The following is a 20,727-nucleotide window of genomic DNA, read 5'->3' on the forward strand; positions in this document are numbered from 1 at the left end:
ATGAGTTACGTTGGATTATTTCTTTCAGGTGCCGTATTATTTCTTAATAGTCTGATGTTAGCAGGAAAAGCAGAAGCAAAAAGTGTTGGGATTTTTAATCTTTTTGTAGGAGTTATTCAAGTGATTATTCCATTTTATTTAATCATGACTCCTGGACAAAATAATTGGGATCTATATAATGATGCGTCTATCTTTTTATTTGGTTTAACCTATTTATATGTTGGGGTTACCGCATTAAAAGGGCTTGATGGCAGGGGGCTCGGCTGGTTTTGTTTATGGGTGGCTATTGTTGCAGTCATGTATACATTTACAGCAATGATTCACTTCCATGATGTTGTCAGTACCATAACATGGGCAATGTGGGCGTTTCTATGGTTCTTATTCTTTTTATCCAATTCACTCCAAAAGAAAATTGATCATTATATAAGCATTGTTGCTTTTGTACAGTCTTGGGTAACCTTAACCATGCCAGCTTTGTTTTACTTTTTTGGTGTCTGGAGTACACCGATTGTTGAAAAAGCTTGGAGTCTTGTTTTAATTGCTTCTAGTTTTTATTTTATTATCCTTTTCTATAAATTAAGGGTTTCACTATCGGTGTCTAGTTTAGAAAATAGAATGGAATAATAAAAAAAGACGACTTTTTTTCACTATTTAAGGGAAGTAAGATCCCTACTTCAAGCCTTAAGAGAAATCAAAGAAGGATAAATGGGGGATAACTGCCCATAAAGGTAGGAGGTCTTACTTTTCGGAATTTTCACTTTATTATCGAAAAAACTATGCATATTTTTACTGAAATATGCATATATGAGGGGATAAAAGATGGAATCAAATGTATTTAAACGAATTTTTTTGGTTGTTATGGATTCAGTTGGAATCGGAGAGGCTCCAGATGCAGAGGCATTTGGTGACAAAGGCTGTGATACATTTGGACATATAGCAGAAAAAATGAACGGGCTGAATATGCCAAATATCTCTAAGTTGGGCTTAAGTAATATTCGTGAAGTAAAAGGAATAGAGATTGCTAAAAAGCCGATAGGTGTTTATACAAAAATGCAGGAAGCATCTTCTGGGAAAGATACGATGACAGGTCACTGGGAAATAATGGGGTTAAATATTAAAACTCCATTTCAAGTTTTCCCAGAGGGCTTTCCGAAAGAGCTTATCGATGAATTAGAAAAACGTACCGGAAGAAAGGTAATTGGTAATAAACCTGCAAGTGGAACAGTTATTATGGATGAACTTGGGGAAGAACACATGAAAACAGGAGCATTAATTGTCTACACATCTGCTGATTCTGTTCTTCAGATTGCCGCTCATGAAGAAATTGTTCCACTTGATGAATTATATAAGATTTGTCACATTGCTCGTGAATTAACGCTTGATGAAAAATATATGGTTGGTCGTGTCATCGCTAGACCATTTATAGGTCAACCAGGAAGCTTTAAGCGTACAGCTAATCGTCATGATTATGCATTAAAGCCATTTGGACGGACTGTTATGAATGAGTTAAAAGATTCAGATATTGAAGTAATTGCTATCGGGAAAATTTCAGATATATATGATGGAGAAGGTGTAACAAAGGCGCTTCGAACAGTCTCAAATAATGATGGAATGGATAAGCTTATTGACACTTTATCGATGGAATTTAGCGGCTTAAGTTTTCTAAATCTCGTCGACTTTGACGCTCTATATGGCCATCGTCGCGATCCGATTGGCTACGGGAATGCACTTGAAGAATTTGATGCAAGATTGCCTGAAGTTTTTGCCAAAATGCGTGAAGACGATCTTTTAATGATTACAGCTGACCATGGAAATGACCCAGTCGCTCCAGGTACTGACCATACACGAGAATATGTTCCGTTGTTGGCATACTCTAAACGAATGAAGGAAGGTAAGGAAATACCAATTCGACTAACTTTCGCTGATATTGGTGCAACCGTTGCCGAAAATTTCAATGTAACCATGCCTGAGTATGGTACAAGTTTCTTAAAAGACTTGAAATCAACATTGGATTAATTTTCAAGGAAGCTAGATAAAATAAAGAAAAGCCCAAGATAATTTTGTCCTTACTAAAAAGGAACAAAATTATCTTGGGTTTTTAGTCCCTTAAATGAATTTGTATGCTCTTAGAATAGGAACCTTCTTCGACAGTTCAAAATGTGTAAAGTGAATTTAGTCTCAATATAATCCTAAAAACTTTATTTTCTATTATACTGTAACGTAGATTCTGGGTAGTAAAACGATTTTAAAGTACTTTAAAGAAACAGCAAACCACAGAAGTCATATGACCCTGTGGTTTGTTCTTTTTAGGGAAATTTCATCATATCATGATTTTTTCCCAACCGATAGAATAAGGATCGTACTAATAATACAAATCATTCCAATCCATTCTGTGATGCCAAAGGAAAGGTTCAGCCAAACAACGGATACGAAGGCTGCAGACAGCGGTTCAAAACTACCAAGTACACTCGCCTCGGAGGCAAGAATATACTTTAAGCTTTCTAAATACATGTAAAAGGCAAGAAGTGTGCCGAAAAGAATGATAAACAGAAATGCAACCACGGCTCCCATCGACCATTGTCCGGCAAATTGAAAAGGAGAATGGAGGAAGCTAAGGCCGATTCCGCCGATTAGCATTCCCCATCCAACAATCGGAATGGACCCCCATTTTACGATGAGGCGATACGGATGCAATGTATAGAAAGCAGAAGCAAATGCAGATAATATTCCCCAAAACAAAGCTCCTTGGCTAATAGATAGCTGCATTCCTTTGCCTTTTGTCACAAGAAAAAAGGTACCGACAAGTGCGAGCAAAACAGCCAGGCTTTCTTGAAAGGTAGGTAGACGTTTCGTTCTAACAGATAGGTAGAGAGTAATGATGACAGGACTCATATATTGCAGTAAAGTAGCTGTAGCTGCGTTCCCAGCCGTAATGGCTGCAAAGTACGTATATTGTACGCCAAGCATACCGAAAATACCGAAAATAACTAGGCTTCTTCGATCCTTCTTATCTTTCCAAATATCAAAAAAGTGCTGCTTATCTTTTGAATAATGAAAAATGAGCATAAGTAGACCCGAAAGTAACATGCGGATGGAGACAAGCCATTCCGTATTAAACCCCTGGTTTTGAAATAAAAACTGGGCAGCAGATCCTGAAATTCCCCAAAGACTTGCTGCCGTAATAACAAAAACAATTCCTTTCGATCTTTCACGTGATGCAACTAAGCTATGCGAACTCATACATGTCCTCCACAATCCCCTGAGTAGTTTTTCTTGTAGCTTTCTATGTAAAAATTTATATAGTAATGACGACTCAATCTTCGTACTAACAAAATAAGTGCGAATCGATGACTTCTCCATTTCTCTTAAACTTTGAAGTGGGGGGCATACTACCCCTAAATAGCCGGCGTTCTTTAGTATAGTGAGATTGCTAGAAAACACTACCAAATAGCGTCCCATATATGATAGAACAAACTAGCTAACACAATCAACTACTGTTTTTTCTGAGCTTGAAATATAAAATAATCCATTGGTCTCTTATTCATAATTATGAGTTGTTTGATTTTCCAACACAAAAAAGAGACTACTCAGTAGTCCCGCTTTACACAACTTTAACAAGTGGCATTTCTTCTTGCTTGCGAATAAACCGCTCCATATTAGGGTCAACATATTCAATTGCATCAAATATAAGAAGTTGGTCTTTTACTTGTAATTTAATAACCTGCTTTCGATTGTCAGCATAATGAGTCATTGGCTCTAATGTCTTTTTATCCAAGTTATAACGGTAGATGTTTCCGCCAATAGCAATCGTTCCATAGATTCCACCTATAATAAGAGCAAGGTTTGAATGATCCAACCACACTGCATCCTTAACCATATCGTTCAGTACATCAATTTCTAAATTGATTTCTTCTCTTATTCCTAACTCTAAATCAAACAATATTAAGTGACTGCTATCTTCCCATTCTAACGGCGTGACATATATGGCGCGTTTACCGTTAGAAGAAATGTTTGGTTCACTGGAAAAGCGATTTTCAAGCAACTGTTCTACGCCATTCGCGTTTACTACATAGATGAACCCTGTAGAATTTTCATATCGTAACGTAAGCATGCTTACAATTCTCCTTCCTCGAATGGTTTTATTCGTTTTACTCTGTCAGGATCAGAGGTGGAATCAGGGAAATTACCGTATAATAGGACGTGCTTTAGTTCCGGATAACGATAAAGAATCTCCTGAATCTGAGTAAGTGGAATCATGACCATTTTGAAGTTGACATTCTTTTCGATAACAGAGAAATAATCAATTTTATCAGGACTTGGATCAACGGGAATGATTAGTACCCAGTAATCAGGATTATGCTCTTGTACAGTATACGCTTCGTTCATCAGTACTCCCTTATTAGGCATTTTTGCCCACTTCTTACATTGAAATACCCACTTTCGTTCATATCCTAATCCAAATGGAAGTTGTTCAAAGGTTTTTGCAACTATATCTCTTCCCTTATCTCCTCCGTCCTTTCCAAACCACATTCGTTGAAAGAATTTACCCTCATATGCAAGGAGATAGTATATGAACTTCTCAAAGTGTCGGTTATCAATCTCTGACCAATTGATTCCATTTACATTTATCATATGAATTTTCTCCTTCGCCTACGTACTCCTACTCTATTTGAATTGTATCATTTATTTCTGTGTAGTTGTCTTAGCCTCTTTTTGAAAGTACACGAGCAAAATAAGCAAAAGTATCTTGGGAATAAAGGATTTTAATCCATTGATGAAAAGATTTTTACGGGTGGAGAGTAATAGTAGAGAAATATCATTGTATTAAGGTATATGCCGTTTTTTACAATAAAAAGACAATATATTGACTTTGTGCGGCGGATGAGTTATTTTAAATTAGACAATATATTGTTTAATTTAGAGGTGGAAAACATGGATTTTTCAAAAGAACTATACGAATTAGATCAAATGCAACAAATATATGCCACTTTATTTTCTTTAGCTAATAAAGTTCAAATTATTGGAGACTCTTATCTCGAAAAGCTAACATCTAGGCAATTTATGACGATGCTTGCAGTACTTCACTTACCAGAGAATAAGGCAACGATTAATAATATTAGCAAAAAGCTAGGAACATCAAAGCAAAATACCAAACAGTTAGTTAACAGTATAGAGAAAAAAGGATATGTAAGAGTTTCTCCTAACGCAACCGATAAAAGAGCACTAAATGTTAGTGTTACTGAATCTGGATTGAATGTGATGAATGAGTGCGGAAAAATAGGGGTACAATTTATGGCTGATTTATTCCATGAGTTCTCGGCAGAAGAGTTAGTCCTTTTGAAAGGCTTATTATTGAAACTCTATATGTTTGATGGTCAACCAATCGACGGATTCGAAGAAGATATTTCAAGGAAAACTGAAGTTCTATCAGAGGATCAATTCATTACTTTACAGGAATTCTCTAAGCGTAGAAATAAATGAAAAATAAAAGATATAGTAAGGGAGAGTAATAATTATGTTTGAAATTAATGATAAAACCTTACGAATAATTAAAAAGGCTTGTAAAGGAAAAAAGCATGTAAAGTTAACTGTTGGCTATTTAACAGGCAATGATTCTGTAATAAAAATTTATAATGACAACGGCGAGTTTGATTCATCAAAAAAATATCATTATGAAATTGGCTCTATTACAAAGACCTTTACCGTATCTTTGCTATCAATATATATATTTGAAAACAAGATGTCAATAAACGATTCCATACAAAAATATATTGAAGATCTTAGGGAAGACGAGTATTATCCTACATTACTCCGTCTTGCTACACACTCTTCTGGATATTCAGCAACACTGCCATTAAATAAACAGGAATATTTCAAATTATTATTAGGTTTGATAAGTGGCGGTGGCGATATGAATAAGAATAATCCGTTACATATGGATTTAAACAAGATGAAAATGCATATGGAAAAAAATAAATTAAAAGATGCGGATTATTCATGGAAATATTCAAATTTTGGTATGTCACTTATTGGTTATGGGTTGGGAATTGTATCAGGCAGGGGATATTGGGACACGATGAATGAATTTCTACAAAATGAACTGGGATTAAATGATACATATTTAGGAACATCAAATAATAATTTACATGGTTATGACAGAAAAAATAATGATTGCGGAAACTGGAAATGGAACAAAGACAATCTTATATCACCTGCGGGTGCAATAAGTTCAACTGCCGAGGATTTACTTAACTATGCAAAAATAAATATTTACGAAGATAAACCATATTTGTCTCTTTGTCATAAAAAACATGGAAATAGAAATAGGAAGTATGATATGGGTCTTGGATGGTGGCTTTTAAAGAAAAACAATAATGTTATTTTGCATGGCGGTGGAACAGGATGCTTTAGTTCATTTTTAGGAATTGATAAAGAAAAAAAAGTCGCCTCCGTAGTTTTGGCTAATTATAGATTAGGTATGAATGATGATGAAAATATAGGATTTTCTTTATTAGAAAGTCTACAGAAATCAAAAGATGAATAAGAACTACCAACATATTTTAATGAAGAGCAGCGATCAAGTTCAAACTAATATTTCGAATAATCCCCAAAAGCGAAAATGTTATCTTGTCTATGAAAATTCAGCTCATTTTTTCGTTTTGGGGACTTTTTAACTCAATGTTTATACGTTTTTACTACCGAATAAAAGGCGCTCCATGTTTCAATAAATCCTCAAATGCAGGCATTTGTAGGTGCCAAACTTCCGGCAATTCATCGAGTCCAAAGAAACGAAGCTGGAGCGTTTCGTCATTGTTTTCATGGAGGGTACCGGAAAATTCGTGGCAGGTGAACATAAATTTCACGAGAGAAACTTCGTCGCCGTTTTGCAGGGTGCGTTCGAAATTTGGGCCCGAGTATACACCTAGTAATTCGAGCTTGCCGAGTGTAAGACCTGTTTCCTCCCATGTTTCTCGCCGTGCTGTCTCTTCAATTGTTTCGTCTAGCTCCATATATCCACCCGGATGTCCCCACAAACCATTGTCAGAACGCTTTTGCAGTAAGATACGATTTTGTTCATCAAAAATAAACACGCCGGCCACGACCATAATTACTTTATGATGGCCAACAAAGTTGCGTAAATAAGATATGTAATCAGCCAAGAAAGGATCCTCCTGTTATGGTAAGGTATTTGTCTTCATTATATAGGGAAACTACCAAGAGAGGGAATTTTATAGCAGAAATATCCAATTTGTATTGCTTTAATTCCAACTAGAAACATATGCATTGACGGATTTCGGCAACAGTGTTAACGTATTTGTATGAATTTTCTTATTTTATTGCAAAGGATGAGTGTTATGAATATATATGAAAATATTACAGAGTTGATTGGAAACACACCTGTGGTAAAGTTAAATCGTATTACACCAGAAGATGCAGCTGATGTATTTATTAAATTAGAGATGTTTAACCCTTCTCGCAGTGTGAAGGACCGCGCTGCTTATAATTTAATTGTAACTGCTGAAAAGAACGGATTTCTTAAGCCGGGCGGTACGATTATTGAGCCAACGAGCGGAAATACTGGAATCGGACTTGCAATGAATGCAGCTGCGAAAGGATATAAAGCCATTTTAATTATGCCGGATAACAGTTCAAAGGAACGGATTAAGATTTTGAAAGCTTATGGTGCAGAGGTTGTTCTTACGCCAGCTGATCAGCGGATGCCAGGAGCTATTGCGAAAGCAAAGGAATTGCATGAACAAATACCGAATAGCTACATCCCGCAGCAATTCGAAAATCCTGCTAATCCAGATGCACATCGCATGACGACGGCTCTTGAAATTTTAGAACAAATGGAAGGAAAACTCGATGTGTTCGTGTCAAGTGCAGGAACAGGTGGTACAATTACTGGTACGGGAGAAGTATTGAAAGAACATTTGCCAAATTTACATATTACCGTTGTTGAGCCGAAGGGGTCGCCTGTATTATCAGGCGGTAAACCAGGTCCTCATAAGCTTGTCGGCACAAGCCCAGGTTTTATTCCTTCTATATTAAATCAGCATGTATATGATGAAATTATGCAAATTGAAGATCAACATGCACTTGGTACGATGCGTGATTTAGCATGTAAGGAAGGCATTTTAGTTGGCCCTTCTGCAGGGGCGACAGCGTTTGCTGCGATTGAAATTGCTAAAAAATTAGGACCAGGCAAGAAAGTATTATGTATGGCTCCCGACACAGGTGAACGTTATTTAAGTATGGGTATTTTTGGCTAATTGGCCAAAAATAAAGAATAGGGGGCTTCGCATGGAAGCAGCAAAGAAAAATATATACTCAGCGAATATGATTTATCCCATCTTATTCGCAATTAGCACGGGGCATTTTTTAAACGATTGCATGCAAGCAGTTGTACCGGCCTCATTTCCAATATTAGAAAGGACGATGCAACTATCTTATGTGCAAATCGGTTGGATTGCATTTGCGTTAAATATGACCTCATCGATAATGCAGCCTGTTTTTGGTTCGTTCACCGATAAGAGGCCATCGCCGTTTTTATTGCCTCTCGGTATGCTTTCAAGCTTACTTGGTATGGTAGGCTTAGCACTTGCACCGAACTTTTACATGATCCTGCTTTCTGTTTTATTTATTGGTCTTGGTTCGGCTGTCTTTCATCCAGAAGGAGCACGCGTAGCATTTATGGCGGCTGGTTCAAAACGTGGGCTTGCGCAAAGTATTTATCAAGTAGGTGGTAATACGGGAAATGCTTTAGCACCTATTTTTACCGTTCTTGTCTTTGTACCATTTGGTCAAAAAGGGGCATTGTCCTTTACGATACTTGCTGCAATTGGTATAGCAATCTTACTTTATGTTTCTATTTGGTATCGTAATGAACTTATTGCTCGTGCAAAGCGTGCGAAGAAGAAACTAGGTTCTAACGCCAAGGTTAGCAAAGAAGTGAAGCTTGCAATCCTGTTACTCATTTTTCTTGTTTTTGCACGTTCTTGGTACACTGCAGGAATAAATAATTTTTATCAATTTTATTTAATTAAGCATTATGGTTTGACGATCCAACAGGCACAGTATTATGTGTTTGCGTTTATGATCGCGGGGGTAGTAGGAACGTTTTTTGGAGGATCACTTTCGGATCGATTTGGAAAACGAAATATCATCATGATTTCCTTGCTTGGGGCTGCACCGCTTGCATTGGTATTGCCATATGCACCGTTAGCATTGGTCACCCCTCTCTTTCTTGCAATTGGATTCATATTATCGAGCAGCTTTAGCGTTACGGTTGTATATGCACAAGAGCTTCTTCCTGGCAAAGTGGGAGTAGCCTCAGGCCTTATTGTCGGGCTAGCATTTGGTATGGGTGCTCTCGGTGCAGTTGCCCTCGGAAAGCTTGCCGACATGTATGGCTTAACATTTATTATGATCTTATGCAGCCTTTTACCATTACTTGGTGTGTTATCTTTGAAGCTGCCAAATGATGATAAAATTTAATAAAAAAGACTTTGGGAGAGGGGCTACCTTATGGAGCCTCTCTTTCTAATAGTACACGCCAATTGATGGTGGGATATAACCTGAAATTCTACATCTTGATACAAGTAGACTATAATTTAGTATGTACTTATTTAATGGGGGAGGTAATAAAATATGAATATTGATAGTATTATTTTTGATTTAGACGGTACGCTTTGGAATGTAGTAGAAGCTGTTTGTGGTGCAAGGAAAACGATATTATCAAAGTATCCAAACATAACAAAAGTAGTAACACCTAAAGATATAGAAGAATGTATGGGACTTCAAATACATGAAGTAGGCAAAAAGTTATTTCCAGATTTAGATGAAGATTTTCAAATGAAATTAATGAAAGAATTCGGCGAAACAGAACAAGTTTATTTAGGAGAGCATGGTGGAATATTATACCCTAAATTAGAAGAAACACTTAAAAACTTATCTGAAAAATATAAATTATTCATAGTTAGTAATTGTCAGGATGGTTACATACAATGCTTCTTTAAAGCACATAAATTAAATAAATATTTTAGTGATTTTGAATGTGCTGGAGTAACAGGACTATCAAAAGGAGAAAACAATAAAATTATAATGGAAAGAAATAAGTTGAAGAGTCCAATTTATGTAGGAGATACGAATCTAGATGCAGAGTCAGCAATAGTAGCAGACATTCCATTTGTATATGCAAGATATGGATTTGGTCATGTTGAAGAATATGATTATGTTATTGATAGCTTTGAAGAAATATTAACTTTAGAATTATAGACTAGATAGGAGTGATGGATTTTACCATTACTCGGCGTATTATCTTGGAAGCTGCCATAGAGAAGGGGTTAAAGAATACCTAGATGAAGCAAAACAAAACAACTTAGTTATTGGTTTAGCTTCCAGTTCATCTAGAGATTGGGTTAAGACGTATCTTGAACAATTATATATTATTGAATATTTTAATGTTATCAATACAAAAGATGATGTAACTCGAGTGAAACCAGACCCAGAGTTATATACAAAAACAATAAGAGATTGTAACTTATCACTGACTGAAATGATTGCTTTCGAGGATTCATTAAATGGTTTAAATGCAGCAAAACAAGCAGGCATTCGTTGTGTGATCGTCCCAAATAATGTTACAAAACATTTAGCATTTAAAAATCATGATTATCAACTAAGTTCTATGAAACAAGAAGCGTTGAGTGATGTAATTAGAAAATTAGATAATAAACTTTTATGTTAAACGAACGGGTGCTTTACTTCAAAGGGAGTAGAACTTTTTTGTTATAAGGATTTTGTAGAGTGATGTGTTCATTATTAGTAAATAAGTGTCCCTTTATTAAAAAAGGACTTTCAATTCTTCAAAACTGGACCACCTCAAATAATAAATGAGGTGGTTGGAGTTAAATAATCCCTCTTGAATCCACCGTTAAACACATTCTAGTTGTTTTTAACATATGCCCTTCAAACCAATCATTAAATTCATCTATAACTAGGAATCCATAAGCTTGGTAAAAGTTATATCCAATTTTGTTCTTTGTTTCGACATTGACATATAGTCGTTCTACATTCTTCAATTCCTTTATACCTGCCTGTAATAAGGCTGAGCCCATGCCATGTCGTTGATAACCGGGAAGTAAATAAATAGCTAATAATTCCGCTTCTTTCTTTTCCATGATAGAAGAAAAGTTGGCAAATCCAATAATTTTATGATTTACTTCGGCAACGAGCATGAGGGAATGTTCCATACGGTGCTTTAGCATGTCATTTGAGTATGCTTCGTTTAGAAGTTTTTCTTAAATTTTGTTTGGAATGATACCAATGTAGGTTTTATTCCAAGCAGTTTTTGCGACATATTGGACTTGAGGTATATCAGGCAACTGCATAGGGCTTATACGTTTGTTCATAGCTTCCTCTCCTTTTTTGATAGAAATATAGGAAAAAGCATAGTATTTTACATAAATATTACTAGTACAATTCTTTTCTCTCTTTGTATAATATTAGCATGTAGAGATAGGAGGCTTCCATTATGTGGAATGATTTTAAAAAATTCGCGGTAAAAGGAAATGTTGTTGATTTAGCAATTGGGGTTATTATTGGGGGAGCCTTTGGGAAAATCGTTAGTTCGCTTGTGAATGATATGATTATGCCGCTTGTGGGCTTATTATTAGGTGGAATTAATTTTACCGAGTTACAACTGACTATTGACAGAGCTTCTGTAAAGTATGGGAACTTTCTACAAACAGTTGTTGATTTCTTTATTGTATCGTTTTCTATTTTTCTATTCGTTCGTCTATTAGAGCGGTTAAAGAGAGAAAAACCATCTGTTGAAGTAGAAGCTCCGAAACAAACAAGAGAAGAACAATTGCTGGAAGAAATTCGCGATTTGTTAAAAGTGAGTGCGGAAAGAGAGAATTAATAAAGGTAAGAAAGACCGTCAATCTACTGTTAACGGGTTCCCTTTGCAGTTTTGACAACAATATTGACAACTTAGTTAACTTCCTTGACGGACAAAACAGCATGAAATTGGCACGTATTTCTTTAGCCATATTTCATGCTATTTTAATGGATTAAGTAGGTAAACTTCCTCGCTATTCTACTGTATAATTATGGAATAGGGGAGTGATTAATATTTTGATTTCAAAGGTGAAAAGAGAGGAATATAGTTCGTTAACGCAAGAGGCACTATGTAATGTTTGTTTCAATCCATTAATCCAGGCTTACAAAGAAAGAATGGCAGATCAAACTATCGATGATAGCTCCAAGATTAAGGAACAATTTTATGATGAGCTAACTATTGGTCAGCAGTCGTTGTTCTCTTTTCACGTATATTATGATCATGCAATTAAATCCTTGGATGAATTTTATTGGTGGAGTGCTTATTTTTTAGCACAACCCAAAATTTGGTCAGCAATTAAATCTGGATTAAAATATTTTGGGGATGATAAGATGCTACAACTCCTTGAAAATGTTGAAACGGTTCTAAAAAGATATAATCATCCGAGTAGTTTAGAAGAGTTTAATATTACTCGTGAAGATATTCTCCGTGATAAGGAACTTCTTGCATCGATAAGCCCTTTGCATAATATATTCAATGAAGCCGCTCCATTAACATTACAGATCATCAGTAATTATATTCGAGACAACGTTAAAGAGTTCTTAATGGTTGAAGACTAAGTATGGGAAACCCCATAATTCGGATAAGGTGAAGAAAATAAAAAATAGTAGAAATGGACTTGGATGAAACCCAAGTCCATTTCTATTTGAAGTATATGATAATCTACTGATGACAACATTTCATCAAGACTCGATTTGTTGTAAAACATCATCTAACATTTTGATTTGCAATTTGTACTGCGCAAAAATGTTTTCAAATGTAAGTATAGCTAACGGATTGTCACCAATATATTGTTTTTTCACTTCGAATGCCTGTTCATAATACTGCAATTTCTTAAGAAGCATGTTTTTTTGCTTTTGGACGCTATCAACGATTCTTTCCGATTCGATTTGTTAAAATTCAGCTCGTAAATTGGAAATTTTAAAAAATTATAGGAAGAAAAAGAAAATGATTGCATCTTTATGCAAGACAAGCGATAATAAATCCTATATGAATTAGACTATTCAGTAATTGGTGGGGATGAATGTGAAGGTAATTAAATTCGGAGGGTCTTCCGTAGCCTCTGGAGAACAAATTGAAAAGGTATTTCGCATTGTGACAGATGATCCTGAGAGAAAGGTCGTAGTTGTGTCTGCACCTGGGAAACGATTTAAAGGTGATGACAAAGTAACGGACCTTTTAATAAAATGTGCAGAGCAGGTTCTTGAAACGGGTGATGCAAAGGAAGCGTATGAAGCAGTTATCGGACGCTATCGTGATATTGCAACACACTTACAATTACCTATGACGATTATAGATGAGCTTTCTTCTCGTTTATCGGAACTTTTGAACGCTGATAGAAGTAATCCGGAATCGTTTACAGATGCGATTAAAGCGAACGGGGAAGATAGCAGTGCTAAGCTAGTTGCTGCGTATTTTCAAAAGCAGGATGTAGAAGCTCATTATGTAAATCCAAAGGACGCTGGTTTGTTTGTAAGCGATGAGCCAGGCAATGCACAGGTACTTCCGCAATCGTATGATAATCTATTAGCCTTGCGAGAACGCTCAGGAGTTCTTATTTTCCCAGGATTTTTTGGCTATTCCGAAACTGGAAAAATTGTAACTTTCTCACGCGGGGGCTCTGATATTACAGGTTCTATTCTTGCAAATGGCGTAAAAGCAGATGTATATGAAAACTTTACAGATGTGGATGCTGTATATGCAGTGAATCCGAACTTTATTGAACATCCGCATGAAATTCGCGAATTAACCTATCAAGAAATGCGTGAGCTATCTTATGCCGGTTTTGCAGTATTCCATGATGAAGCATTGATTCCTGCCTTTCGTGCAGGCATTCCGGTGAACATCCGCAATACGAATAATCCATCCGCACCAGGGACATATATCCTTGCAAAGCGTCAACAAAGCAATGGACCTGTTGTAGGGATTGCTAGCGATGGTGGATTTTGCAGTATTAATGTGAGTAAATATTTGCTACACCGCGAAATCGGTTTTGGCCGTCGCCTATTGCAAATTTTAGAGGACTTCGGTGTTTCATACGAGCATACGCCGTCTGGAATTGATGATATTTCTGTAATCATTCGTCAAAATCAGATTGCCGAGGGAATAGAAGAAACGATAATTAATCGCATTTATGAAGAACTTGAAGTGGATAATGTTACCGTTGAACATGATTTATCGATGATTATGATTGTTGGGGAAGGTATGATTCGTACAATTGGTACGATGGCGAAGGCTACCAATGCCCTTGCAGATGAAAAGGTAAATATTGAGATGATTAACCAAGGATCATCCGAAGTAAGTGTTATGTTTGGCGTACACAGCGTCGATGAGAAAAAGGCAGTACAAGCGTTGTACCAAGCTTTTTTCACAACTAGTCCAGTGAAATAATAATTGAGGCAAAATGACTCCGGCTAAAGAGCTGGAGTCATTTTTCATTGACAAATAAAAGAGGTCATTTTATATTTGTATCAATAATTATCTGAAAATTCTGTATTGATATACCATGCCTAACCTACGAAATATCTAGGAGGGATAAACGTATGCAATCAAAAAAACGTAAAATTATGAGCTTTTTTCAAAGCTTTGCAGCAAAGTGCGACTATTATTGGGGGAGAGATGCTCATACAGACTCGGAACTAAAAAACCGGTTAAGTTTCATACGCCAGCAAGCGTATATTCTGCTTAAATATTATTAACCCAAAAGGTTAGGGACGTTTCGTCTGCATTTAGACGAAACGTCCCTTGCGTTAATTCTGAGTGTGATTTTGGCGAAAAATCGGTAACTTGCTAGTTTCGATAATAAATTTGGATTATCGATAATAAACTTGTTAGTTTCGATAATAAATATAAATTATCGATAATAAACTTGCTGGTTTCGATAATAAATTTTAAATTTCGATAATAAATACAAGTATGAATAATTATGCAGGACCTTGTAATTTAAATTGACTACGGATCGTAATCGTTAGATAATAATTCCAATTCATTTTTTACATGCATATGGAAAGAAGGGGATAGATGATGGAGGTTCAATTGAAAGATGGGTTTATGATTTCGTCAAACAAAGAGTACTTAGATCTTGATGTGATTTATCAATTTTTACATAGTGAATCGTATTGGGCAAAAGGCATACCATATGAAATTATGGAGGAGTCTATTCAACATTCCATTTGTTTTGGGGTATATCAAGGAAATGTAGAGGATGAGCATCGGCAAGTAGGGTTTGCACGGATCATTACGGATTTTGCTACATTTGCTTATATTGCAGATGTATTTATTCTTTCGGAATTTCGAAAATTAGGGTTGAGCAAAGCTTTGGTACAAGCGATGCTTGCCTATCCAGGTATACAGAAGGTTCGAAAAGTGGCATTAGCAACGAGTGACGCTCATGGCTTATATCGACAATTTGGATTCAAGGAAGCTGAAATAAATAAATATATGCATTTGCCTCGAAATCAATATCAATAACAAAAAAAGCTCTCTCAAAGTCATTGCAGACTAGGAGAGAGCTTTTTATGAACAAATCTATCCCTTATTCTCGAATTTGTCCGTTTCCATAAATCTTATACTTTGTTGTCGTTAGCACAGGTAAGCCCATTGGTCCGCGTGCATGGAGCTTTTGGGTGCTAATGCCGATTTCCGCACCAAATCCGAATTCGAATCCGTCTGTAAAGCGGGTAGAGGCATTATGGTACAGTACGGCAGCGTCAACCTCAGTGAAAAATTTAGAGGCGTGTTCTTTATTTGCAGTAATTATCGCTTCTGAATGCTTAGAACTGTAGTGGTTAATATGCTGGATGGCTTCCTCAACGGACGATACAATTTTAACAGCAAGCGTTAGCGATAAAAATTCATATAAATAATCATCCTCTGTTGCTGGTAGAATGCTGTCATCAATTGCTCGTGCTTTTTCATCTCCGTGAAGCTCTACGCCAAGTTTGTGTAAACCGGTAAATAATGCCTTTCCGTATGTAGCAGCCCATGCTTCGTGAAGGACAATCGTTTCAATGGCATTACATACAGAAGGACGTTGTGTTTTTGCATTGATAATGATTGAGGTTGCCATTTCCGAATCTGCCGTTTCATCGACGTATACATGACAATTGCCGGCACCTGTTTCAATGACGGGAACGGAAGCCTCGCGGACAACCGTATCAATTAATTGCTTACCGCCGCGTGGAATGAGAACATCTAGATAATCATGTAACGTGAACAATTCCTTTGCACTATTACGCGATGTATCTTCAATCAGTTGTACGCTATCCTCTGGTAAGGCTGTGTTTGTAAGAGCTCGGCGCACTACGGCAACAATAGCTTTATTCGAGTGAATGGCAGAGGAACTGCCGCGCAGAATAACTGCGTTTCCTGTTTTAACACATAGCGTAGCTGCATCGACAGTTACGTTTGGGCGAGCTTCGTAAATCATGCCCACAACACCTAGTGGTACGGATACTTGCTCAATCGTAAGACCATTTGGACGCTTCTGTGATGAAATCGTTTTGCCGACTGGATCTGGAAGCTCGATTAATTGGCGAATTCCTTCTGCCATCGCTTGTAAGCGTGCTTCTGTTAAACGAAGGCGGTCAAGAAGAGAGCTAGACATTCCCTTTTCTTTGCCTGCAGCAAGATCTTTTTCATTTTCTTGCAGAATATAAGCTGCTTCTGTGCCTAGTCTATCGGCGATAGCAGCGAGTGCTTCATTTTTTTGCTCCGTTGTTTTCGTTACGAGCTTCTGCGCTGCTGCTTTTGCGATTTTCCCTTTTTCCATCACTTCACTCATGCTATGTTCCCCCTTATTATTTATAAAGTAACCCAATTGTCGCGATGAATAACCTCATAGCTGTGCCGTTCTTCCTGCTGCATAATTTCAAAGCTTTGCTTGCCTTTCACTTGTTCTAGCTCATCTGCTGAATATTGTACTTGGCCTTTACCAATAACAGTTCCTTTTGGATTTAGCACCTCTACAACATCACCGGGGCGAAAGCTGCCTTCCACTGCTGTTATTCCTGCAGGCAGCAGGCTTTTTCCGTGCTGCACGACAGCTTTTGCTGCGCCGTCGTCAATTGAAATACGGCCACGAATAATCGAATGCAGGGCAATCCATTGTTTATTTGTGTTAACGGTTTTATGGAGCGTATGACCGATGTAGGTGCCGTCTCCCTTTCCTTGCAAGATGTCGAGCAATTTATCCTCGCCTTGCCCAGTTCCGATAAACACGTTTACTCCAAGCGATACGGCTGTTTTGGCAGCATCAATTTTTGATTTCATGCCGCCGGTACCAACCTTTGTACCTGACCCTTCTGCTAGTGCTGCAATTTCATCCGTAATAGAAGGAAGGTAGGAGAACCGCTTCGCATCGGGATTTTCTCGCGGATTGCTATCGTATAGACCATTGACATCGGTTAAAATCATGAGCATATCAGCATAGACAAGACCGCTGACCAATGCAGAGAGCATATCATTATCGCCAAATGTAAGCTCCACAAGTGACACAGAGTCATTCTCATTAATAATCGGAAGCGCATGACGATCCAGCAATTCTGACAATGCTGCATATGCATTGCTATACTGTTCTTTCCGTGAGAAATCACTTCTTGTTAAGAGTAGCTGAGCGGTAATGATACCGAATTTCTGACACTCGGCTGTATACGCCTGCAAGAGTAGTCCTTGCCCAACGGCTGCTGCTGCTTGTTTTCCTTTCATGGTGACAGGACGACCTGGATAGCCAAGTGCTGTAAAACCAGCGGCTACCGCACCTGACGTAATAAGCACTACATCATGTCCCTCTGCTTTTAGTTTTGCTATGGCGGCTACATGATCAGCCAGTTTTTCCATACATATTCCGCTTGCCGTCGTCAGCGAGCTGCTTCCAATTTTTACAACGATACGTTGCCGTTTCACCTATATTCCCTCCATCTTTATGAGAAACGCGGGGGCACAGGAGCTTTTTTATCCTATGCAAAAAGACTCCTCCATCCTTTCTATGAAAGGACGGAAGAGTCATCATTCCGCGGTACCACCTTACTTGGTGTAATGAAATACACCCACTTTCACCTGTAACGCAGGTGTAACGCTTTGGCTTTCACCAAAGGCTCCAAGGTAGGTTCAGCAACTTCAAAGGCGAGGAATCTTACAGCCGATGGATTCCATTCTCTAACGCCTGAATCTTGCTTACTAATCCTTTTCTTACGCTTTTTCCCTGTATATACTTGACGTTATTATGCACCAGAAAAAGAGTGAATGTCAAGATAGGATGCTTTGCTTGTATAGATAATTGTGAAAATAGACATTACAGTTCCATCCTTACTATCAACGAAAAATGATATTAAGTTATCATTGCAAAAACGAGACGTAGTTTACAACTTTCCTAATATTGTAAAAATATGTTATAAAATCATGTAAAATCCCATTTATTCCTATAATGCTATATTATAATGCTCATGAAGTTTAAAACTATATGGAAAAGGAAGGGGAAGCATGCAGCAAATTATTGATGAGCATTTTACTTTTTTGCAGAATGTGAGACAAAATCAACGGATGATGAAAACACTTGAAGAACGCAATATTACCATTTTGACGGATTGTGAAGAATACAAAGAGCTAGCGAAACGCTTTTACGCCAAGTATTACAACCCACAGGTAGGAAAGCGGATTGCTTTAGTCGGGATGGATCCGAACAAACGTGGTTCCGGTAAAACAGGCGTTCCGTTTTTAGATTTTAAATCGCTATCCGTCTTTCTTGACAAAGTCCCTCGTGAAACATCTGATGCAAGCTCACAATTCATCTACGGAATCATCCAACATTTCGGTCCAACTGCATTCTTTCAGCATGTATACATGACTAATGTGTCTTGGTTTGGTTTTCAACGTCACCGAAAGGCTTTTCATTACTACGATTTAGCAGGGTGGATTGCAAGACTATTTACAAAGGGATTCATCAAGGAAATGACAATGCTAAATCCAAGCTGTATTGTACCACTTGGAGAAAGAGTAGAAGAAACACTCCTCGAAATGAAACAGGATGGCCGCCTTCCTCAAGATATAACCATCACAGAGCGCCTTCCTCATCCTTATTGGTGCTCTAAGCCGCAAAATTTGGAAAGGGGACGACAAAAATATATTGATGTCATTGAACAGTTCATAGAAGAAGGAGTGGTGAAATAGTATAGAACAGCTTGAGACGGATTTAGGGCTCAAGCTGTTTTGTTTTTGATCTTTTGCAGGAAAAATAGAGTCTTGCGAATGTGCTCGAAAAAAAACTCATTCTTGAAAAAGGATTGCACGTTAAAAACATGTAATCTAATATAATGTGATGTAATGCCATGAAAGAGGTGATGTTGATGATAAAGGATTCAATCGAAAGAGATGCAGTGTACAATGTGATTTATAGAAGGAGAGATGTTCGCAGTTTTCTTCCTAATCCGATTCCAGAGGATGTAATAGAGAGGATTTTACAAGCAGCACATCATGCACCTTCGGTAGGATTTATGCAGCCTTGGAATTTTATCTTAGTTACGTCCCCGCAGATAAAGGATCAATTAGCTTGGGCAGCTGAGAAGGAAAGGAAAGCGCTTTCTATTCACTATGAAGAAGAACGGGCGGCTAAGTTTTTATCCTTAAAAGTAGAGGGAATTCAACAAGCGCCGCTGACGATTTGTGTCACATGTGATCCAACGAGAGGCGGCTCTCATGTGCTAGGGAGAAATTCCATTCCAGAAACAGATGTTTTATCAACGGCATGTGCGATTCAAAATATGTGGTTAGCTTCATGTGCAGAAGGATTGGCTTTGGGCTGGGTTAGCTTTTATAAGAAAAATGATGTACGCGATATTTTGCATATTCCGCCTCATATTGATCCGGTTGCCTTGCTTTCCATTGGGTACACAGATGACTATCCTACGGCTCCTATTTTAGAGACGGCCAATTGGGAAAAACGCCGTTCCCTTGAAAATTTAATTTTTCATGAAACGTGGGGGAATGGTATCGAATTAGAAGCAGCTGCAAAAAATGTTGAAAAGTAAAACAAATTACGATATCATGAACACTATAAGTAAGAAATAGTTTTATAATTCTATATTTTCTATATTTTTCTAGCAATAAATTAAGATGCCGCAAAAGGCTTAATAGGGAATCCGTATAAGAAACGGAACTGCCCCCGCAACTGTATGTGTAGACGAAATAGGTGAACCACTGTAAAGGAATACGGGAAGGACCTAAAGTAGAGAGAAACACGAGTCAGGAGACCTATCTTAATTTCGTAAGTTTCAAATTCTTCGGGGATTGAGAAGGTGAAGTGTCAGCAGCAAAAGGTCTATATACCTTTTTCCTTTTTATGCTTTCGTTTCCCACTTAAGGTCCCCTTGAGTGGCTTTTTTGTTTTGAAGGAAAAAATGAAGAGATGAATAATAAAATAGAATGATAGAAATAAGGTACATAGCTAGGTATAAGCTGTGTTTAAAAGGGAAGATGGTGAAAATCCATCACGGTACCCGCCACTGTAATGGGGAGTTTCATTGTATATGTCACTGAGCCGATGCTTGGGAAGACATAATGAAATGACGAACCTAAGTCAGGAGACCTGCCTTGTTTTGCATGCTTTCTGG

General features: G+C 37.5%; 20 protein-coding genes, 2 pseudogenes, 2 riboswitches and 1 other annotated feature. Of the genes and pseudogenes, 14 read left to right on the forward strand and 8 right to left on the reverse strand.

Annotation, left to right across the window (positions count from 1 at the left end):
* Both ACM5BR_RS14920 and deoB read left to right on the forward strand, forming a co-directional pair.
* Positions 1–624 carry an AmiS/UreI family transporter gene (locus ACM5BR_RS14920; protein ID WP_416828796.1) on the forward strand — a complete coding sequence of 208 codons (624 nt, stop codon included), beginning with the start codon at positions 1–3 and terminating at the stop codon, positions 622–624.
* Between the two features lie 195 nt (positions 625–819).
* Positions 820–2,016, forward strand: a complete 1,197-nt coding sequence (gene deoB, locus ACM5BR_RS14925; protein WP_416828797.1) for a phosphopentomutase — start codon at positions 820–822, stop codon at positions 2,014–2,016.
* Between the two features lie 309 nt (positions 2,017–2,325).
* Here the strand turns inward: deoB and ACM5BR_RS14930 are convergent, their stop codons facing one another.
* From ACM5BR_RS14930 to ACM5BR_RS14940, 3 genes are all read right to left on the reverse strand, one after another.
* Positions 2,326–3,240 carry a DMT family transporter gene (locus ACM5BR_RS14930; RefSeq protein WP_416828798.1) on the reverse strand — a complete coding sequence of 305 codons (915 nt, stop codon included), beginning with the start codon at positions 3,238–3,240 and terminating at the stop codon, positions 2,326–2,328.
* 361 nt (positions 3,241–3,601) lie between these two features.
* Positions 3,602–4,111 carry a DUF4652 domain-containing protein gene (locus tag ACM5BR_RS14935; RefSeq protein ID WP_416828799.1) on the reverse strand — a complete coding sequence of 170 codons (510 nt, stop codon included), beginning with the start codon at positions 4,109–4,111 and terminating at the stop codon, positions 3,602–3,604.
* Positions 4,112–4,113: 2 nt separating this feature from the next.
* Positions 4,114–4,632, reverse strand: a complete 519-nt coding sequence (locus ACM5BR_RS14940) for a restriction endonuclease (protein ID WP_416828800.1) — start codon at positions 4,630–4,632, stop codon at positions 4,114–4,116.
* 300 nt (positions 4,633–4,932) lie between these two features.
* Here ACM5BR_RS14940 and ACM5BR_RS14945 point away from each other — a divergent pair, with 300 nt between their 5' ends.
* Entirely contained in the window at positions 4,933–5,481 is a 549-nt protein-coding gene (locus ACM5BR_RS14945) for a MarR family winged helix-turn-helix transcriptional regulator (protein ID WP_416828801.1), read from the forward strand.
* A gap of 34 nt (positions 5,482–5,515) precedes the next feature.
* On the forward strand, positions 5,516–6,544 hold the full coding sequence (locus ACM5BR_RS14950) for a serine hydrolase domain-containing protein (protein ID WP_416828802.1): 1,029 nt from the start codon (positions 5,516–5,518) through the stop codon (positions 6,542–6,544).
* 151 nt (positions 6,545–6,695) lie between these two features.
* On the opposite strand, the gene ACM5BR_RS14955 is transcribed toward ACM5BR_RS14950, so the two are convergent.
* On the reverse strand, positions 6,696–7,106 hold the full coding sequence (locus ACM5BR_RS14955; RefSeq protein ID WP_416828854.1) for an NUDIX hydrolase: 411 nt from the start codon (positions 7,104–7,106) through the stop codon (positions 6,696–6,698).
* A 249-nt stretch (positions 7,107–7,355) separates the two neighbouring features.
* Here ACM5BR_RS14955 and cysK point away from each other — a divergent pair, with 249 nt between their 5' ends.
* From cysK to ACM5BR_RS14975, 4 genes and pseudogenes are all read left to right on the forward strand, one after another.
* Positions 7,356–8,273, forward strand: coding sequence for a cysteine synthase A (cysK, locus tag ACM5BR_RS14960; RefSeq protein ID WP_416828803.1), 918 nt, complete (start codon positions 7,356–7,358; stop codon positions 8,271–8,273).
* A gap of 31 nt (positions 8,274–8,304) precedes the next feature.
* Positions 8,305–9,498: an MFS transporter gene (locus ACM5BR_RS14965; protein ID WP_416828804.1), complete on the forward strand. Its 1,194-nt coding sequence runs from the start codon at positions 8,305–8,307 to the stop codon at positions 9,496–9,498.
* A 153-nt stretch (positions 9,499–9,651) separates the two neighbouring features.
* A complete protein-coding gene (locus ACM5BR_RS14970; RefSeq protein ID WP_416828805.1) occupies positions 9,652–10,278 on the forward strand; it encodes an HAD family hydrolase in 627 nt (208 codons plus the stop codon).
* Between the two features lie 61 nt (positions 10,279–10,339).
* A pseudogene (locus ACM5BR_RS14975) lies at positions 10,340–10,747 on the forward strand (HAD-IA family hydrolase); the annotation flags it as partial.
* 160 nt (positions 10,748–10,907) lie between these two features.
* Here ACM5BR_RS14975 and ACM5BR_RS14980 read toward each other — a convergent pair.
* Positions 10,908–11,276: pseudogene (locus ACM5BR_RS14980) on the reverse strand (GNAT family N-acetyltransferase); the annotation flags it as partial.
* 257 nt (positions 11,277–11,533) lie between these two features.
* Between ACM5BR_RS14980 and mscL the strand changes: the two are divergent.
* Together mscL and ACM5BR_RS14990 are read left to right on the forward strand one after the other, a co-directional pair.
* Positions 11,534–11,923 (forward strand): large conductance mechanosensitive channel protein MscL, encoded by a 390-nt coding sequence (gene mscL / locus ACM5BR_RS14985; protein WP_416828806.1) that lies wholly within the window; start codon positions 11,534–11,536, stop codon positions 11,921–11,923.
* A gap of 215 nt (positions 11,924–12,138) precedes the next feature.
* Positions 12,139–12,681 (forward strand): hypothetical protein, encoded by a 543-nt coding sequence (locus tag ACM5BR_RS14990; RefSeq protein ID WP_416828807.1) that lies wholly within the window; start codon positions 12,139–12,141, stop codon positions 12,679–12,681.
* 123 nt (positions 12,682–12,804) lie between these two features.
* On the opposite strand, the gene ACM5BR_RS14995 is transcribed toward ACM5BR_RS14990, so the two are convergent.
* Positions 12,805–12,966, reverse strand: coding sequence for a hypothetical protein (locus ACM5BR_RS14995; RefSeq protein WP_416828808.1), 162 nt, complete (start codon positions 12,964–12,966; stop codon positions 12,805–12,807).
* A gap of 181 nt (positions 12,967–13,147) precedes the next feature.
* On the opposite strand from ACM5BR_RS14995, the gene ACM5BR_RS15000 reads away from it, so the two are divergent.
* Positions 13,148–14,512, forward strand: a complete 1,365-nt coding sequence (locus ACM5BR_RS15000) for an aspartate kinase (RefSeq protein ID WP_416828809.1) — start codon at positions 13,148–13,150, stop codon at positions 14,510–14,512.
* 633 nt (positions 14,513–15,145) lie between these two features.
* On the forward strand, positions 15,146–15,592 hold the full coding sequence (locus tag ACM5BR_RS15005; RefSeq protein WP_416828810.1) for a GNAT family N-acetyltransferase: 447 nt from the start codon (positions 15,146–15,148) through the stop codon (positions 15,590–15,592).
* A gap of 64 nt (positions 15,593–15,656) precedes the next feature.
* Here the strand turns inward: ACM5BR_RS15005 and ACM5BR_RS15010 are convergent, their stop codons facing one another.
* On the reverse strand, positions 15,657–16,904 hold the full coding sequence (locus tag ACM5BR_RS15010; RefSeq protein WP_416828811.1) for a glutamate-5-semialdehyde dehydrogenase: 1,248 nt from the start codon (positions 16,902–16,904) through the stop codon (positions 15,657–15,659).
* Between the two features lie 20 nt (positions 16,905–16,924).
* Positions 16,925–18,025, reverse strand: coding sequence for a glutamate 5-kinase (gene proB, locus ACM5BR_RS15015; RefSeq protein WP_416828812.1), 1,101 nt, complete (start codon positions 18,023–18,025; stop codon positions 16,925–16,927).
* Positions 18,026–18,108: 83 nt separating this feature from the next.
* Positions 18,109–18,322, reverse strand: a binding site (T-box leader).
* 279 nt (positions 18,323–18,601) lie between these two features.
* On the opposite strand from proB, the gene ACM5BR_RS15020 reads away from it, so the two are divergent.
* Together ACM5BR_RS15020 and bluB are read left to right on the forward strand one after the other, a co-directional pair.
* Positions 18,602–19,288: a uracil-DNA glycosylase family protein gene (locus ACM5BR_RS15020; protein ID WP_416828813.1), complete on the forward strand. Its 687-nt coding sequence runs from the start codon at positions 18,602–18,604 to the stop codon at positions 19,286–19,288.
* A gap of 176 nt (positions 19,289–19,464) precedes the next feature.
* Complete coding sequence (bluB, locus tag ACM5BR_RS15025) at positions 19,465–20,145, forward strand: 5,6-dimethylbenzimidazole synthase (protein WP_416828814.1); 681 nt, start codon at positions 19,465–19,467, stop codon at positions 20,143–20,145.
* A gap of 66 nt (positions 20,146–20,211) precedes the next feature.
* Positions 20,212–20,390: riboswitch (cobalamin riboswitch) on the forward strand.
* A 144-nt stretch (positions 20,391–20,534) separates the two neighbouring features.
* Positions 20,535–20,724: riboswitch (cobalamin riboswitch) on the forward strand.
* The last annotated feature ends 3 nt before the right edge of the window (positions 20,725–20,727 follow it).

It is taken from the genome of Ectobacillus polymachus, from assembly GCF_048159605.1.
Lineage (GTDB): Bacteria > Bacillota > Bacilli > Bacillales > Bacillaceae_G > Ectobacillus > Ectobacillus polymachus.

Excerpts from the sequence above, each read along its gene's own strand:
- ACM5BR_RS14920 (WP_416828796.1), top strand. The coding sequence starts at position 1 with ATGAGTTACGTTGGATTATTTCTTTCAGGTGCCGTATTATTTCTTAAT.
- deoB (WP_416828797.1), top strand. The coding sequence starts at position 820 with ATGGAATCAAATGTATTTAAACGAATTTTTTTGGTTGTTATGGATTCA.
- ACM5BR_RS14930 (WP_416828798.1), bottom strand. The coding sequence starts at position 3,240 with ATGAGTTCGCATAGCTTAGTTGCATCACGTGAAAGATCGAAAGGAATT.
- ACM5BR_RS14935 (WP_416828799.1), bottom strand. The coding sequence starts at position 4,111 with ATGCTTACGTTACGATATGAAAATTCTACAGGGTTCATCTATGTAGTA.
- ACM5BR_RS14940 (WP_416828800.1), bottom strand. The coding sequence starts at position 4,632 with ATGATAAATGTAAATGGAATCAATTGGTCAGAGATTGATAACCGACAC.
- ACM5BR_RS14945 (WP_416828801.1), top strand. The coding sequence starts at position 4,933 with ATGGATTTTTCAAAAGAACTATACGAATTAGATCAAATGCAACAAATA.
- ACM5BR_RS14950 (WP_416828802.1), top strand. The coding sequence starts at position 5,516 with ATGTTTGAAATTAATGATAAAACCTTACGAATAATTAAAAAGGCTTGT.
- ACM5BR_RS14955 (WP_416828854.1), bottom strand. The coding sequence starts at position 7,106 with ATGGTCGTGGCCGGCGTGTTTATTTTTGATGAACAAAATCGTATCTTA.
- cysK (WP_416828803.1), top strand. The coding sequence starts at position 7,356 with ATGAATATATATGAAAATATTACAGAGTTGATTGGAAACACACCTGTG.
- ACM5BR_RS14965 (WP_416828804.1), top strand. The coding sequence starts at position 8,305 with ATGGAAGCAGCAAAGAAAAATATATACTCAGCGAATATGATTTATCCC.
- ACM5BR_RS14970 (WP_416828805.1), top strand. The coding sequence starts at position 9,652 with ATGAATATTGATAGTATTATTTTTGATTTAGACGGTACGCTTTGGAAT.
- mscL (WP_416828806.1), top strand. The coding sequence starts at position 11,534 with ATGTGGAATGATTTTAAAAAATTCGCGGTAAAAGGAAATGTTGTTGAT.
- ACM5BR_RS14995 (WP_416828808.1), bottom strand. The coding sequence starts at position 12,966 with ATGCTTCTTAAGAAATTGCAGTATTATGAACAGGCATTCGAAGTGAAA.
- ACM5BR_RS15005 (WP_416828810.1), top strand. The coding sequence starts at position 15,146 with ATGGAGGTTCAATTGAAAGATGGGTTTATGATTTCGTCAAACAAAGAG.
- ACM5BR_RS15010 (WP_416828811.1), bottom strand. The coding sequence starts at position 16,904 with ATGAGTGAAGTGATGGAAAAAGGGAAAATCGCAAAAGCAGCAGCGCAG.
- ACM5BR_RS15020 (WP_416828813.1), top strand. The coding sequence starts at position 18,602 with ATGCAGCAAATTATTGATGAGCATTTTACTTTTTTGCAGAATGTGAGA.
- bluB (WP_416828814.1), top strand. The coding sequence starts at position 19,465 with ATGATAAAGGATTCAATCGAAAGAGATGCAGTGTACAATGTGATTTAT.